At 45.4% G+C, this 15305-nt stretch carries 9 protein-coding genes, 3 tRNA genes and 1 pseudogene; 6 read left to right on the forward strand and 7 right to left on the reverse strand.

Going from position 1 to position 15305, the window contains the following annotated elements:
* A pseudogene (locus ACP7BU_RS14990) lies at window positions 1–121 on the forward strand (IS5/IS1182 family transposase); the annotation flags it as partial.
* A gap of 130 nt (window positions 122–251) precedes the next feature.
* Here the strand turns inward: ACP7BU_RS14990 and nudC are convergent.
* The 3 genes from nudC to dnaQ form a co-directional block, all read right to left on the reverse strand.
* Entirely contained in the window at window positions 252–1028 is a 777-nt protein-coding gene (gene nudC / locus ACP7BU_RS14995) for an NAD(+) diphosphatase (RefSeq protein ID WP_425880189.1), read from the reverse strand.
* Window positions 1028–2671, reverse strand: a complete 1644-nt coding sequence (locus tag ACP7BU_RS15000) for a chemotaxis protein (RefSeq protein WP_262458150.1) — start codon at window positions 2669–2671, stop codon at window positions 1028–1030. The genes nudC and ACP7BU_RS15000 overlap by 1 nt, the downstream gene beginning before the upstream one ends.
* Window positions 2672–2797: 126 nt before the next feature.
* Window positions 2798–4183 carry a DNA polymerase III subunit epsilon gene (gene dnaQ, locus ACP7BU_RS15005; protein ID WP_310076536.1) on the reverse strand — a complete coding sequence of 462 codons (1386 nt, stop codon included), beginning with the start codon at window positions 4181–4183 and terminating at the stop codon, window positions 2798–2800.
* A gap of 207 nt (window positions 4184–4390) precedes the next feature.
* On the opposite strand from dnaQ, the gene ACP7BU_RS15010 reads away from it, so the two are divergent.
* From ACP7BU_RS15010 to ACP7BU_RS15030, 5 genes are all read left to right on the forward strand, one after another.
* The gene (locus ACP7BU_RS15010) at window positions 4391–7684 is read left to right on the forward strand and encodes a LysM peptidoglycan-binding domain-containing protein (RefSeq protein ID WP_425880188.1); all 3294 of its coding nucleotides are present in this window, start codon (window positions 4391–4393) and stop codon (window positions 7682–7684) included.
* A gap of 10 nt (window positions 7685–7694) precedes the next feature.
* The gene (locus ACP7BU_RS15015) at window positions 7695–9536 is read left to right on the forward strand and encodes an extracellular solute-binding protein (protein WP_425880187.1); all 1842 of its coding nucleotides are present in this window, start codon (window positions 7695–7697) and stop codon (window positions 9534–9536) included.
* Between the two features lie 24 nt (window positions 9537–9560).
* Window positions 9561–10607 (forward strand): microcin C ABC transporter permease YejB, encoded by a 1047-nt coding sequence (gene yejB / locus ACP7BU_RS15020; protein ID WP_253146170.1) that lies wholly within the window; start codon window positions 9561–9563, stop codon window positions 10605–10607.
* Window positions 10607–11617, forward strand: a complete 1011-nt coding sequence (locus ACP7BU_RS15025; RefSeq protein WP_425880186.1) for an ABC transporter permease — start codon at window positions 10607–10609, stop codon at window positions 11615–11617. The genes yejB and ACP7BU_RS15025 overlap by 1 nt, the downstream gene beginning before the upstream one ends.
* Window positions 11618–11747: 130 nt before the next feature.
* Window positions 11748–12992 carry an NADH:flavin oxidoreductase/NADH oxidase family protein gene (locus ACP7BU_RS15030; RefSeq protein ID WP_425880185.1) on the forward strand — a complete coding sequence of 415 codons (1245 nt, stop codon included), beginning with the start codon at window positions 11748–11750 and terminating at the stop codon, window positions 12990–12992.
* A gap of 64 nt (window positions 12993–13056) precedes the next feature.
* Here ACP7BU_RS15030 and ACP7BU_RS15035 read toward each other — a convergent pair whose 3' ends face one another.
* The 4 genes from ACP7BU_RS15035 to ACP7BU_RS15050 all read right to left on the reverse strand — a co-directional run bounded on the left by ACP7BU_RS15035 (window position 13057) and on the right by ACP7BU_RS15050 (window position 15084).
* Window positions 13057–14478 carry an iron-containing redox enzyme family protein gene (locus tag ACP7BU_RS15035; RefSeq protein ID WP_425880184.1) on the reverse strand — a complete coding sequence of 474 codons (1422 nt, stop codon included), beginning with the start codon at window positions 14476–14478 and terminating at the stop codon, window positions 13057–13059.
* A 308-nt stretch (window positions 14479–14786) separates the two neighbouring features.
* Window positions 14787–14862: transfer RNA gene (locus tag ACP7BU_RS15040), tRNA-Glu, on the reverse strand.
* Window positions 14863–14908: 46 nt separating this feature from the next.
* Window positions 14909–14984: transfer RNA gene (locus tag ACP7BU_RS15045), tRNA-Glu, on the reverse strand.
* A gap of 24 nt (window positions 14985–15008) precedes the next feature.
* Window positions 15009–15084: transfer RNA gene (locus ACP7BU_RS15050), tRNA-Glu, on the reverse strand.
* Window positions 15085–15305 lie beyond the last annotated feature (221 nt).

Below are 15305 nucleotides of genomic sequence, written 5' to 3' on the forward strand. Positions count from 1 at the left end.
CAGGCATTTAGTTGAAAATATGTTTTGTAGATTAAAGCAATTTAGAGGAATAGCTACTCGATATGACAAGCTCAAAAGAAATTATCAAAGTTCTGTTGCTTTAGCCTGTATATTTTTATAGCTACCTTTATAGGGTTAATTATGAACAGTAAATGTCAACAGACCCTAAGCAATAGATAAAAAAGAATCCAGTGGATGATCTCCCCTGGATTCTTTTTTAAGCCGTTGAGCTAAATCTTTCGAGTGCAGATTTATAGCCAGGTCTTGGTGTCGTCTGAGACTGCCGTACCTTGAGTCACATGCATGATCATGGCATGGGCAATACTGCCTTTAAACGGAATTTCAGGCAGCTGATCGAATTTAAAGAATTGCGCATCGCTAATTTCTTCTTCCTGCAGCTGTAGCTCACCACCAGCATATTCTGCCTTGAAGGCAATCATCAGGTTACTTGGGAAAGGCCAGGGCTGGCTGGCCAGATACTGGATATTTTTGAGATGCAGACCGACTTCTTCCAGCGTTTCACGACGTACTGCATCTTCCAGCGTTTCACCCACTTCAACGAAACCGGCAATCAGTCCATACATCTGGCTTTTAGTATTACGTGCATTTTTGGCCAGCAGAATCTCGTCTTCACCTTTGGTAATAACAGTAATAACGCAAGGCTGTACCCGTGGATATTGCCGGTAGTTGCAGGATGGGCAGACCATGGCATATTCAACAGCATGCGCTTCAGTCGCTGTACCGCAATGACTACAGAACTTATGGTTACGACGCCATTCTAAAAGTTGTACTGCGCGGCTGGCCTGTTCGAATTGCTGGGTATTCCAGAACTGTAACAGCTGACGGATGGGAACCAGTTGCAAGCCTGCAGGAATCGGCTCATCGGGAAGAAGATCACGGGCAATCACCTGATCACCCGTGTGGAGTAGCAAATCACTTGCTAAGGCTTCAACCCGTGGAAGTTGAAAGTGTTGATCGACCAGCAGTTGCTGTTGTTGAAAAATATAAGCAAGTGATAATTTGGACATTAGGCAACTATTTTGAGTTTCTCACTACTGTCCAATGCTACCTGAAACATCGCCTGTAATACAGGCTGTTTGTTCTTTAAGTTATCAATCATCATGTCGGCACTGGCCAGGGTGTCTAAAGCACGATGAATTTCTTCCGGACTTAATGCAATCGACAGATCAATACGGTTCTTGATGAATTCTGCAGTGGTGGTGAATGCAGTACGAACATGTTCTGCATTCAGGAACAGCATCGCGCCGCCAATCTCGCAAAACTGTACAGGAACAGGTTCGAGGGCAGTCAAGTCATGATCTTGCAGGTAATTGCTGAGAATCTGGCTAGAAAGCTCGATCAGGGCCTTGGTTTCTGTGAGTAAAGCAGCGTGTGCTTCATCCAGACGGTCCAGAGAAATATTCATGTTGTTGACGCGCAGCTGCAAGCGGCTCGAAGTGTGATGACGTTCCAGTACGCCAATCGAGTTCATGGCAGACAGAATGACATTCATCAACTGCTGGGCAAAGCTGGCATCCTGCATAATCTCGGGCTGGCTCAGTGAAGCAGCCTGACGGGTCAGGTCATGATAGGCTTCATTCAGGTTCAACACCTTGAAGATATTGGCCAAACTATTCAGTTGAGCCTGTAATTCCTGAGTCTTTTCAGGCGTCATATTCTGATAGTTGAACTCGATGTCATTACGAATCTGTGCCATTTCCGTGGTCACCAACTCGCTGATGGTATGCATGGTTTCAAAGTCAGGACCATACAGGTGGCGACTGAAGACCTGTAATTGCATATCGGTCAGTAGGTCATCGCCAACATTGAGCTGGCTACGGATAGATTGCGCAGTTTCATCTTCCTGACTGATACATAGGCTGAGCACATTGGCCAGATCAGCCAGCGAAGCCTTGAAGCTGTCTGCCGAGCTAAAATACTGTGCCATGTTGCGCTCAATGCTCACCAAGGTGCGTAGACGTGGCTCATTAATCAGCAGGTGCTCAATATTGTTTAACGCGACATATACCAGATTCCAGTACTGCTTGCTGTCATGTTGTTCTGCAAGTCCGGCCAGATAAGCCCCCACCAGTTTGATGGCTTGCAAATCCAGTTCACTTTCTTCCTGATTGATCAGCTTGTTGAGTGACAGCTTATACAGACGGTGTACATATTGGGATTTTTCCAGACTTGGTGCCTGTGGCAGCGCAAAATCAGGAGTGACGCAATCTAATAGCGATTCTACATGCTGGCCTTCAGTCGTCAGTGGTTTACCCAAAGCCAGTTCCAGACGGTTCAGGGTATCCAGCAAAAACTGTGGAATTTTCACTTCACGCAAACAGATAAATTCGATATAGCGTTTCAGCATGGTGGTGCCTTCACTCAAGGCGATCACTTCTTGAGTATTAACCTGCGCCGGATTCCCCATAATCTTGCGCATTAATTCTGCTGAATATTGAGCGACTTTTGCCAGACTGGACATGTCGATGAGTGCCAGAACCTGGGCGCATTGTTCGAACTGATTTAATGCATCATCAATACCAAAAGGTAAAGTCTGGTCTTCTACCAAGGTGCTTACTGCTGATTCGACTAACTTGATCGAGTTATCAACCTCATTTTTTATTATCAGTAAAGCTGTTGGATCAAAATGTATAGAGGTTTGGTAAGACATGATCTGCACCTTTCCTGGAGTATTATCTATATATGAGCCCCCGCTTTAAACTACGGGGCCTCTTTGTATTTACTATAACTGAAGAACGATAGTTTTAAACCTAAAGTATCCCCGGAAATGTAGATTTTATTTTGCGAAAAGGCAAGCAGTTCCATGTTTTTCTTCGAATTGTTTGACCCAATTCTCATGTTCCTGCAATTCCTGTTCTGACGGAAGAATCACCGGCAATTCAATTTCAACTCTGGCCATCCCTGAACGGCTGTTCTGGTCTTCAGACTGAGACAGGGCATCGATATCAAAAGACACTTGTCCACCGGTCATCGCCAGATAAACATCCGACAGGATTTCCGCATCAAGCAAGGCACCGTGGAAAGTACGGTCGCGTTGTGGAATCTCGTAACGGCGCACTAAGGCATCCAGCGAATTTTTCTGCCCGGGATGTTTGGACTTGGCTAATGCCAGGGTATCGGTGACTTCACAAACCTCGGAGAGCGCTTTAAAACCTGCGCGCTTGAATTCCATATCCAGGAAGTTCATATCGAAAGTCGCGTTATGCGCAATAATTTCTGCGCCGTGTAAATAGTCAAACAGCACTTGAGAAATTTCTTCAAACAGCGGTTTGTCTTGCAGGAATTCATCGGTGATCCCGTGGACATTCACGGAATCGCCGACCGGTGTTTTCGGATTGATATAGATATGAATCGAGCTGCCGGTCAGTTTGCGGTTAATCATTTCCAGCGCGCCGACTTCAATAATCCGGTCACCATCCTGATAATAAAAACCGGTGGTTTCAGTATCCAGAATCAGTTGTCGTGGGCCATGCAGCTGTAGCTTTGCTGGTGTAATGACAATTTGCGGATGTAGCTCAGTCGAGGCAGATGCGTCTGAAGATGAAGCATCTTTATTGCTGTCCGTTGCTAAAACTTCAGTCTGTACAATTTCTTCAACAGTCACTTCGATGATTTCTTCCGGCAGGTCTTCCAGCTCTTCTTCACTCTCAGCCAGATCCAGACCGAAAGGATCGTCTAGCAACCAGTCGGGTTCAGATTTTTTTTTATCTTCAGACATTGAAGGGCTTTGCTTGGATTTTTTCAGGGTTTCATCAGCACCCAGATTGGCCAGCTGATCGGCCATTTCATTGCCCGGATGTCCGGCATGACCTTTGACCCAGTGCCATTCGATGTCACGTCCCTGACAGACTTCATCGAGCTTTTGCCACAGATCCGGATTTTTGACGTCTTTCCAGTTTTTCTTTTTCCAGCCGTGAATCCATTCGGTAATGCCTTGTTTGACATACTTGGAATCGGTATAGATCACCAGTTTGTCTTGCTTGTCACAGAACAGAATCCCTTCAATCGCAGCCGTCAGTTCCATGCGGTTATTGGTAGTATGATCTTCACCGCCATAAATTTTGTGTTCTTGTTGGCCATTAACAATGTACGCACCCCAGCCGCCTAAACCCGGGTTGCCGCGACAGGCGCCATCAACATAAAGTGTGATAGTGTGTGACATAGATTAAATCCGATCAAAATAGAACAAGCTGGAAGGCTTATTGTATAGCGCAAATGCAGTCGATCAATCTATATGTCCGGGATTTTTTAATTTCTTGTAACATTTAACGTGAAATCGCGGTAAATTATTGGCTTGAGTCTTCGACATGCTTCACTACAATGGCATATCTAAAAAATAAATTTATATACGAGTTGTTTGGATTTCTTTATGTATAAACCAACCGCAATTTTGTGGCAGCCGACATTACCTACATTTTTAAAATATTCTGTACTGGGAACTGCGCTTGCTTCTCTAGGACTGACGGGCTGTTCATCTACACAAAGTGCGACCCAAACAGCATCAAGCAAGCAGGTTGGATCACAATATCTGGATGCCAGTAGTCTGGATGGACTCGAAGATTTACTCTCTGCAACGGATATGCGTGCAGTCGAAGGCGACCGTTTACAGATTCTGAAACATGGTGATGTCTGGAAACGCATGACCGTAGGTTTCAAGATGGACTTAAGTGTCTGGAATCCGCGGATTGATGCGCAGCGTGGCTGGTTTATTTCACGTCAGCCTTATCTGGATCGTTTAAGTGCGCGTGCATCACGTTATTTATATTACACAGTAAAAGAAGCAGAACGCCGTGGCATGCCGACCGAGTTGGCACTGTTACCGATTATTGAAAGTTCTTATGACCCGGCAGCGACCAGTAGTGCGGCGGCAGCAGGTTTATGGCAGTTTATTCCAAGTACCGGCCGCATTTATGGTTTAAAGCAGACTTCTTTATACGATGGTCGTCGTGATGTGGTGGAATCGACCCGTGCAGCCTATGAATTTTTAGGCAGTCTGTATAACCAGTTTGGTTCCTGGGAATTGGCGCTCGCTTCTTATAATGCCGGCCCAGGCCGTATCCAGCAGGCAATTAACCGTAACAAAGCTGCAGGTCTGCCCACCGATTATTGGTCCTTGAAACTGCCACAAGAAACCATGAGCTATGTGCCACGTTTTCTGGCAGTTGCACAAATTATTAAAAATCCGGGCAGTTATGGGGTGAGTTTGCCACCGATTGCCAACCGTCCGCATTTCCGTGAAGTACCGGTCGGTGTTGCCAGTTTAAATGAAATTGCAGCCATCACTGGTCTAAGCCGTGCAGAACTGTATCAATTAAACCCGGGTCATCGTGGTGATCATATTGATCCTGCAAGTCCGCGCCGTATTCTGATTCCAGCTGACCTAAGTCCTTCAGTCGATGAGAAGCTGAAAAAATTATCCGGCTCAGGCGGTTTATGGGCGAGTAACACGAGCAGCCTGCCGCGAAATACGACGACAGTGGTGCCCACCAGAGCTGCACCGCCAGAATTAAATACGAAAACGATTACGCCTTCTAAACAGACTCCGCCAGCGGTTGTTAGTAATCAGCCTGTAACGACCGTTGCTAAAACAACGACTCCGGCGAAAGCTGCAAGTACGCCATCTGTCGTCACAGCAGCGGTAAGTACCGCGACAACGGCCAATACTGTAACGAAGACTACGAAAAAGATTTCGACACCTAAAGGCTCATCTGCTTTAGCCAGTTTTGCGGCACAAAGTGATTTGCCAATTCCAAGTGCGCCGCGTATTCCGGTAGCTGTAACACCTGCAGCGCCAGCGAAACAAATTCAGGTCGAACCACCGATTTCTGCAGCTGAGCGTCAACAAGTTCAGCAGGCGGTCATCGCACAGGATATTCAGAAAACTGTAGATGAAATTCTGCAGCCTGTCGCAACACCGGCAGAACAGGCCCAAGTGGTTGAAGAGCTGAAAGCATTGGCGCCGGCTGGCACAGAAATTGTTGATCCTTATGATGGCAAAATCAAGCTGACTGCCATTCAAACCAGCCTGTCTGTGGCTGAGCAGCAAGGTAAAGAACTGACAAAAGGCTTCTCTTATCCAAAAGAAGTTGCTGACAATACCACTGCGAATTCGGTTGAAGCCCAGCTGAATCAGGGCAAAAATTACGTCAAGACTGATTCTGAAGTGGTGGTGGTTGCTCCAAAAGGCAAACGCAGTACCTATAAGGTGTTACCAGGTGATAATCTGGCAATGATTGCGGCTAAAAATGGGGTGAACTGGCGTGATGTGGCGAAATGGAACCAGATTGATCCAAATTCTCCGCTGTATGTGGGTACCACCATTTATCTGTATGATGCCAAACCGGTACAGGAAGCCAGCAAAGCCAAAGAAAAGCCGGAAACTTATGTGGTTCAGGCCAATGACTCTCTGACTAGCGTAGCGAATCAGTTTGGTTTTAGCGTGAAACAACTGGCTGATTTTAATGGACTGAGTACCAATAGCGGTCTGTTTGTTGGGCAAAAGCTGTCACTGAAAGAAACGGTTGCCTCTAAATCTAAAGCTGAAGAGATTAAAAAAGCTGAAACTGCCAAGGTTCAGACCAAATCTTATACGGTGAAACGCGGTGAATATCTGAAACTGATTGCCGATCGTTACGGGCTTTCAAATACCGAACTGGCATCATTAACGTCGGGTCTGACTGCCGGTAGCAGTCTGATGGTGGGACAGAAAATCAATGTACCACTTCAGGAAGTTGAAGGGCTAACGGCATCTAGCCAGAAAACTGAGCAGAAGTTTGAAAATGTCAAAGTCGATCAGACTGCGACTGAAAACTATCAGGTCAAACGCGGTGAAACCCTGTATAGCATTGCCAGTCAAAGCATGCTGAGTGTTTCTGAACTGGCTGTATTGAATGGGTTGTCTGCCAATAGTGGTTTACGTATAGGTCAGACCATCAAGATTCCAGCCGGCAGTCAGATCCCTGAAACCTATACGGTTCAAGCGGGTGATACGCTGACCGGTATTGCCGCAAAATACAATCTGTCAATGGACCAGGTGGCGAGCCTGAATAGCATGTCACGTAATGCCGGCTTGCGTGTGGGACAGCGCCTGAAACTCAGTGGTGAAGTTGCTGAACCGGTACGTGAAGTGGTTGCTGAAACTGCGACGAAGAATACAAAATCGGATTCGCATGTGGTGAAGTCAGGTGAAACCTTAAGTTCTATTGCACGTCAGTATCATTTACAACTGAAATATCTGGCAGATTTAAATGGCCTGAATACCAATAGTACGGTGCGTATTGGTCAGCGTTTAAAAATTGAGGGTGACTTTCCGGTAGATAAAAAAGTTGAAGATGTGAAAGTGGCAACTAAGCCTGTAGCTTCTAAGGCAACTGAATCCTATACCGTTAAATCAGGCGAATCCCTGAATGCAATCGCCAGCCGTTTAGGCATAAGCGTGACCGACTTGGCTCAATTAAATAATCTAAGTCCACGCGCAGGATTAAGGGTCAGTCAAACCATTCAGATTCCAAAACTGGTGACTGATTATAAAGTCAAACGCGGTGATACCTTAATCGGTCTGGCTTCACGCTATGGTATGAACAGCAATGAACTGGCGGAAATGAATGATCTCAAACCGAATACGCAATTGCGTATTGGCGATGTGATTAAAGTACCGAATTAATGAATGGATCATGAGATTCGCTCATTTATTTAAAACTTTCAGGTTTATCTGGCTAGCCCCGCTGCTCGTGAGTAGCAGTTGGGCAGCCCTGATCACCACCCCATATATCGCGCTATATAACCAGCCGAAATATGCCCAGGCCAAATCCCTGCCTTATGCCAATCCGCAAGCAACGAAAGGCGGTACGCTGATTCTAGCAGCTGATGGCAGTTTCGATAATTTAAACAGCATGAATGGCAAGGGCAATGTCACTGAAGGGGGCAACTATATTTTTGACAGTTTGCTGTCCAAGTCACTGGATGAGCCCGGTGTGTACTATCCCTTGCTGGCGGAAAAAGTCAGTTTTGACCCCAAGAAAACCGCCTTTATTATTTTTCATTTAAATCCGAAAGCACGGTTTAGTAATGGCCAGCCGGTAACTGCACAAGATGTCAAATACAGTTTTGAACTGTTTCAGACCCAGTCCAATTTTGGCCTGCAGATGTATTTGGCTGATTTAAACCGGCTGGAAGTCCTGTCACCTTTACAGGTCAAAATGCATTTTAAATCCGGACATAATCCGGAAATGGCGATGATTGTCGCGCAGATGCCCATTTATTCTAAACAGGAATGGCAAAAGCGTAATTTTAAAGAATTGACGTTGAAACCGATGCTGGGTTCAGGGCCTTATGTCATTGAACACATAGATGCTGGACGTAGTATTAGCTATAAACGCAATCCCCGATATTGGGGCAAAGACTTGATGGTCAACCGCGGGCGTTATAATTTTGACCGGATCAAGTATCGTTATTATCGTAGCCCTGAAATCAAGTTCGAAGCTTTCAAGTCGGGCCAATTTACCTTGCATGAGGAAAAACAGGTCAACCGTTGGGTGAAAGACTACCAATTTCCTGCCGTTCGGCAAGGACAGGTGCAGCGTTACCGCTTTCAGCATCACAACCCGATTCCGACCCAGAGTCTGATATTCAATACCCGCCGTCAGCCTTTTGCCGATATCCGTTTCCGGCAAGCCTTGAGTTTTGCCTATGACTTTGAATGGCTGAATAAAGCCATGTTCTATGGTGAATATCAGCGCCTGAACAGCTTTTTTTCCAATAGCGAGCTGGCATCTCATGGACGGCCAAGTGTTCAAGAACTGCACATTTTAAAACCCCATTTAAAGCAGCTTGATCAGGTTCAACGTCAGGCGGTACTTAAGGACTGGAAATATCCTCAGTCAGATGCCTCCGGTTTTAACCGGAACAATCTGTTAAAGGCCCGTCAATTGCTATTAAAGGCAGGCTATCGTTATCAACAGGGGAAGTTGGTCAATGCTGCGGGTCAACCGGTACAGATTGAGTTCCTGTTGCATCAGGCAGAACAGCAGCGTGATCTGATGCCATATCTACGTCATTTAAAACGCTTGGGCATTCAGGCCAGCATTCGTATGGTAGAAACCGCGCAATATTATGAACGGCTGCGGAATTATCAGTTTGATATGATTGTTGATACCATGCCGCAATCCCTGACACCGGGGCAGGAGCAGAAACAGTTCTGGGGCAGTCAGGCCGCAGCGCAGTCAGGTAATTATAATTATGCCGGTATTCGAAATCCGGCCATTGATGGAGTCATTCAGCAGGTGACTCAAGCTCAAAACCGTGAACAGCTGGTGAATAGTACCCGAGCATTAGACCGTTTACTGCGAGCAGGCTATTATCATATTCTGACTTATGGTACGGGCGAATACTGGTATGCTTACTGGAATATGTATCAGCAGCCGCAACGAAAACCTAAACTCTCCGCCGGGATTGATTACTGGTGGGTCGATGCAGAAAAGGCCAGACATGTGGCTGATTATTTCAAACAGCATTAAGCTCCAAGCCTATCAGGGAGTGCCATGAGCACTTATATTCTCAAACGTCTGTTGCTGATGATTCCAACCTTGCTGATCATTTTGCTGATCAATTTCATGGTGATCCAGCTGGCACCCGGTGGTCCGGTGGAGCAGGCGATTTATCAGGCGCAACAGGTCAATGGTTTGGCGCATACCGGATTGCAGTATCAGGGAAAGCAAGGCCTCACACCGGAGATGCTTGAGCAGATTAATATCCAGTACGGCTTTGACCAGCCGCTGCATATTCGATTTTGGGAAATGCTAACGCGTTATGCGCAGTTTGATCTGGGGCAGAGTTTTTTCAAAGACAAACCTGTGACTGAACTCATCTGGGAAAAATTGCCAGTATCGCTTTCTTTAGGCCTGTGGAGTACCTTGCTGATTTATCTGGTCTCCATTCCTTTAGGGATTAGAAAAGCCCGAAAACATGGCAGTCTGTTTGATCAGACTACCTCTCTAGTGTTGGCAGTAGGCTATGCCATTCCAGCCTTTATTTTTGCCATTTTACTCATCGTATTTTTTGCTGGTGGGTCTTATCTGCACTGGTTTCCCTTGCAGGGAATTCGCTCTGAAAATTTTGCTGAACTCTCATTCTTTGCGAAAATTCAGGATTATTTCTGGCATATGGCCTTGCCGCTGTTGGCCATGGTGCTTGGCGGATTTGCCAGTTTGACCTATCTGGTCAAATTTTCCTTTGTAGAAGAGCTGACTAAGCAATATGTCTTGGCTGCGCGGGCCAAAGGTTTAACTGAACATGCAGTGCTGTATCGGCATGTATTCCGGAATGCCATTTTAGTGCTTATCGCAGGTTTGCCTGAAGTTCTGATCGGGGTGTTTTTTGTGGGAAACCTGTTTATCGAGATTATCTTTAATCTGGATGGCTTGGGTGTTTTAGGCTTTGAGGCGATTATTCAGCGTGACTATCCGGTGATTTTTGGTACTTTGTTTATTTTTACTTTGCTCGGCCTGATACTGCGTTTACTCAGTGATTTGCTCTATCAACTGATTGATCCAAGGATTCATTTCAGTTCACGTCGAGGATCACAATAATGTCTTCCTTGATGCAAGCACGCTGGCAACGTTTTAAGCAGCATAAGCTGGGCTTTGGCTGCTTTATTATTTTCAGTGCTATTTTCATCATTTCCTTGGGTGCAGAACTGATTGCTAACGATAAGCCCTTGTTGGTGAAATATGATCATGCTTTTTATCTGCCCATCCTGAAATCCTATCCAGAAACCACGTTTGGTGGGGTATTTGAGACAGAAGCAGAATATAAAGATCCCGCTGTACAGCAACTGATTGCAGAAAAGGGCTGGGCGATCTGGCCCATCATTCCGTTTTCCTCTCAAACGCCAAATTTTGAACTGGCTGTACCAGTGCCTTCGCCACCGAGTGCGCAAAACTGGCTGGGAACAGATGATCAGGGCCGTGATGTTCTGGCACGGATTCTATATGGCTTAAGGATTTCATTACTGTTTGGTTTTGCTCTGACTCTATTGTCTGCAGCGTTGGGAATTTTAGTAGGGGCAATTCAGGGTTATTATGGCGGATGGATTGACCTGATCGGGCAACGCATACTCGAAGTCTGGAGTGGTTTACCGATGCTGTTTATGGTGATGGTACTGGTCAGTCTGTTTACTCCGAGTATTTACTGGCTATTTCTGATCATGCTGTTATTTGGCTGGACCACACTGGTGAGTATGGTGCGCGCTGAGTTCTTGCGCGCCAGAAATCTGGAATATGTCTGGGCAGCAAGAAGTATCGGGGCCGGGGATGGACGGATCATGTTCAAACATATTCTTCCCAATGTGATAGGTTCTAGCCTGTCACAGTTACCTTTTATGCTAACCGCCAATATTACTGCACTGACAGCGCTGGATTTTTTAGGGTATGGTCTGCCACCCGATTCGGCATCCCTCGGGGAACTCTTGCTTCAGGCCAAAAACAACTTAAATGCGCCGTGGCTGGCATTGTCGGGATTCTTTAGTTTGGCGATTGTACTGAGTTTGCTGATCTATATGGGAGAAGCGGTACGGGATGCTTTTGATCCAAGAAACTAAATCACAAAAATCTTTAACCATAAGAAAATAAGCAGATAAAAATTGTGTAAATTTGACAAGACTGATTGTCAATTGTTCTGGCTTACGTTATAAACGAGTACAAAATAAAAGTAACGTATCAGGACAGATCATGACTCAATTGGCCGATTCCATTCAAATTCGCAATATCACTTTTAAAAACCGCATCATTAAAGGTGCCATGAGTGAAGCACTGGCCAATGATGCCGGCCAGCCCAATCAGGCACATTTCAAGTTGTATGAAGCATGGGCCGAAGGTGGCTTGGGTTGTGCTATTACGGGTAATGTCATGGTGGATTATCGTGCCAAGAATGAACCGGGCGTCGTAGTGGTAGAAACAGAACGCGATCTGGCGCAGCTTAAAGTCTGGGCCGACGTAGGCAAACAGCATGGCATGGTACAATTGGTCCAGTTGTCGCATCCGGGCCGCCAGTGTCCCAAAGGTCTGAATAAAGAAACGGTTGCACCTTCGGCAGTATCCTTTAGTCCGGCTTTGGCCATGAGCTTTGGAACCCCACGGGAACTGCGCGAAGATGAAATCCTGGATATTATTCAGCGCTTTGCCACTTCGGCTGCCATCTGTGAAAAAGCAGGATTTGAGGGGGTGCAGTTGCATGGGGCACATGGTTATCTGATTAGCCAGTTTCTGTCACCGCTAACCAATAAGCGTCAGGATCAATGGGGTGGTAGTATTGAGAATCGTACCCGTTTTCTGCTGGAAACCTATCAGGCTGTCCGTGCTGCAAGCTCAGAAAATTTCATTATTTCAGTCAAATTGAATTCTGCTGACTTTCAGCGCGGTGGTATAAGTGAAGAAGATGTGATCTATGTCTTTAAGGCGATGGATGCAGCCGGGATTGATATCATTGAAGTATCCGGCGGTAGTTATGAAGCGCCTGCCATGGCTGGTGTAAAAGAAGACAAACGCAAAGCTTCAACCATTGCCCGTGAAGCCTATTTCCTCGATTTTGCCGAAAAAATCCGTCAGGAAGTGAAGTGCCATATCATGGTCACTGGTGGATTCCGAACTGTTGAAGGCATGAATGCCGCGCTTGACAGTGGTGCTTGTGATTTTGTCGGGATTGCACGTCCCTTTGCGGTAGAACCTGACTTGGGCAATCGTCTGGTTGCAGGGCATGATGTACGTTATGCGGTTGAGAAAATTAAAACCGGTATTCCAATGGTCGACAAAATGGCGATTATGGAAATCATCTGGTATGCCGCGCAGTTTAAAGAAATTGCCAAAGGCAAGCAGCCTAATCCAAAGCTGTCACCACTAAAGGTCTTTTTGCAGTATCTGAAAGGCAATGTCAAAGCGGTGATCAAGGGACAATTAAACTCGCGAAAATCGGCTTAATCTTTATTAAAAAACCGGACACTGCAAATGTCCGGTTTTTTAATTTCTGGCACTTAGGGGTGCTTTAGGAATAATGCATCGCCTGGGTCTGAAAAGGAAATAATAACTGGCTTAACTGACGAGTCGCCCATAAACCAATTTCAGTATGATGCATATGCGGTGCAGTATAAGGAATCAGTAAATCAATTTTCTGTTCAGCACCTTCACAGCGTATGAAACGGCTTTTTAACTGATTTAAGCGCTGCTGGTCCATGCGGCTCATTGCAGGTTCAATTTTTGCCTGTGAAGGAGTTGCACTACGTGACGATAGGCGAGTTGCCAAGCCTGCCCCCTGAATCCAGTCTCTAATAATCTGTTTTTCGGTCGCATTAAAGACCCCAAACATTTTACCTTCCGGATGATCTATCATTTTCCAGAAACGGCTTTGTTCCACTGGTGCATCTTTTACGATCCAGCCTTTTTCAATCATGACCTGCAAAAACTCGGCAATCTGGGCAGGATCGGATAACCAGTCATTGATGGTCTTGCCACTAAACTGGCATTTCTGATTATGAATATATTGACCAATCAGCGCTTTATTCTGGAACACTTTTAAAGCCATCTGTTCAATGTCCAGTTCCTTAATAATCTGAGAAGAACTTTTGCCGATGTCATTCAGGACATAGCCTTTTTTAATCAGCTCCAGATAAGTTTCCGGGTTTTCTGCATGATTAAAATGCTGGATAAATGCTTGCAGGGATTTCTGCGCATGACCATTGTGAGCATTATCAATAGTAATGTGCACATTGAAATAATGTGGATCGATACCCAGTTCAGCCAGTTCATAATTGGTGATTAACAGATGCAGCGGTAACTGTTCATAGCCGAGATTAAAGCCAATGACCAAAGGTAGGTATTTGGCCGGGGCATAAGCCAGTGCGAGCTGTACGGCAGCCTGTTCGTAGTAACTGTCATCCAAATGCTCGGCATAACTGTTCAGCTCATAATGACTCAACAGGTCCTGATACATGGTGACATGATTGGCACGCGGATGCCCTAAACCAAGCTCTTCGAGATAGATGTAAATCAAATCTTTCAACTCGGGCTGATTACAGTTTGGCACGGTTGAATACAACCAAGCACCATCGACCAGTTTAACCGGTGCAACTTTCGCCAGGAATTCGAAAGCATGAGAAACCGTCGGAAAATATTCCCGGGGCTGTTGCTGTTTCCGGCGATTGACATAGGTCTGGAAAGTGGCACAGATTTGATGATGTTGTTCTAAAAGATGCTGTTCAACCTGTGGGGGCTGATCTAACCATCCGAGAGTATCAATATTTAAATTTTTAATCAGATCGCTCAAATAAGATTCAGCTTTTTCAGTTTTGGTATATGTCGAAATTTCAGTATCTTGAAAAAAGTCGACCCAATCCTTAAAGCTTTTAATTTGATAATTATGATTTTTATTTGGCGATAAAGGTAAACTTAGCTCTGTGCTGACGAACATAATCTGATCCTTGCAGATTTCTCTTGATTTACCTTAACGTGCCCTCTAAAAGCAGGGTGTTGAATTTTTGTTCTAATTTATTGGTGTATTGCTTTAAATGAAAATGAACGGATATTTCTATGCATAGAAATGTTAAAACAATACAAATTGTAAAATTAAGAATGGGATGGCAGCCCCCAGAAAGAGAGCTAGATTTGAACGAATGATAAAAACAAGGTTTAAAGTTTTCAGAAATAAAATTTGCAAGATAAAAAAAAGCCCGAGTCGCAATGCTCGGGCTTTTTGTTGAGATGTTACCATCTCGAATATGGCGTCCCTACGGGGATTCGAACCCCGGTTACCGCCGTGAAAGGGCGATGTCCTAGGCCTCTAGACGATAGGGACAGTACAGAAGATAAATTTTAAAACCGCTACTTTTAGCTTGAAGTAATGGCGTCCCTACGGGGATTCGAACCCCGGTTACCGCCGTGAAAGGGCGATGTCCTAGGCCTCTAGACGATAGGGACTTAATAAAATGTACTTCTGAAAATTGGCGTCCCTACGGGGATTCGAACCCCGGTTACCGCCGTGAAAGGGCGATGTCCTAGGCCTCTAGACGATAGGGACGTTTCAGAGGTGGGCGTATAATAGGGTGAAAACAGGGGGGTGTCAAACGCATTTCCATAAAAAAAATGATTTTCTGGGTTGAGTGCATAAATTTAAAACAATCTAGGGTGTGTTGACACTTTTAGCTTAAAAAAATAGCGAAGTAGTAAAATCAAATCGCCAAACCCAATTTTACTATTCGCTATGCCTCGTACCATGCTGACAGATCAACACTGGCAAAA

It is taken from the genome of Acinetobacter sp. 40AMC3-4 (genome assembly GCF_049898185.1).
Lineage (GTDB): Bacteria > Pseudomonadota > Gammaproteobacteria > Pseudomonadales > Moraxellaceae > Acinetobacter.

Excerpts from the sequence above, each read along its gene's own strand:
- ACP7BU_RS15035 (WP_425880184.1), bottom strand. The coding sequence starts at position 14,478 with ATGTTCGTCAGCACAGAGCTAAGTTTACCTTTATCGCCAAATAAAAAT.
- ACP7BU_RS15000 (WP_262458150.1), bottom strand. The coding sequence starts at position 2,671 with ATGTCTTACCAAACCTCTATACATTTTGATCCAACAGCTTTACTGATA.
- ACP7BU_RS15010 (WP_425880188.1), top strand. The coding sequence starts at position 4,391 with ATGTATAAACCAACCGCAATTTTGTGGCAGCCGACATTACCTACATTT.
- ACP7BU_RS15025 (WP_425880186.1), top strand. The coding sequence starts at position 10,607 with ATGTCTTCCTTGATGCAAGCACGCTGGCAACGTTTTAAGCAGCATAAG.
- yejB (WP_253146170.1), top strand. The coding sequence starts at position 9,561 with ATGAGCACTTATATTCTCAAACGTCTGTTGCTGATGATTCCAACCTTG.
- ACP7BU_RS15030 (WP_425880185.1), top strand. The coding sequence starts at position 11,748 with ATGACTCAATTGGCCGATTCCATTCAAATTCGCAATATCACTTTTAAA.
- dnaQ (WP_310076536.1), bottom strand. The coding sequence starts at position 4,183 with ATGTCACACACTATCACACTTTATGTTGATGGCGCCTGTCGCGGCAAC.
- nudC (WP_425880189.1), bottom strand. The coding sequence starts at position 1,028 with ATGTCCAAATTATCACTTGCTTATATTTTTCAACAACAGCAACTGCTG.
- ACP7BU_RS15015 (WP_425880187.1), top strand. The coding sequence starts at position 7,695 with ATGAGATTCGCTCATTTATTTAAAACTTTCAGGTTTATCTGGCTAGCC.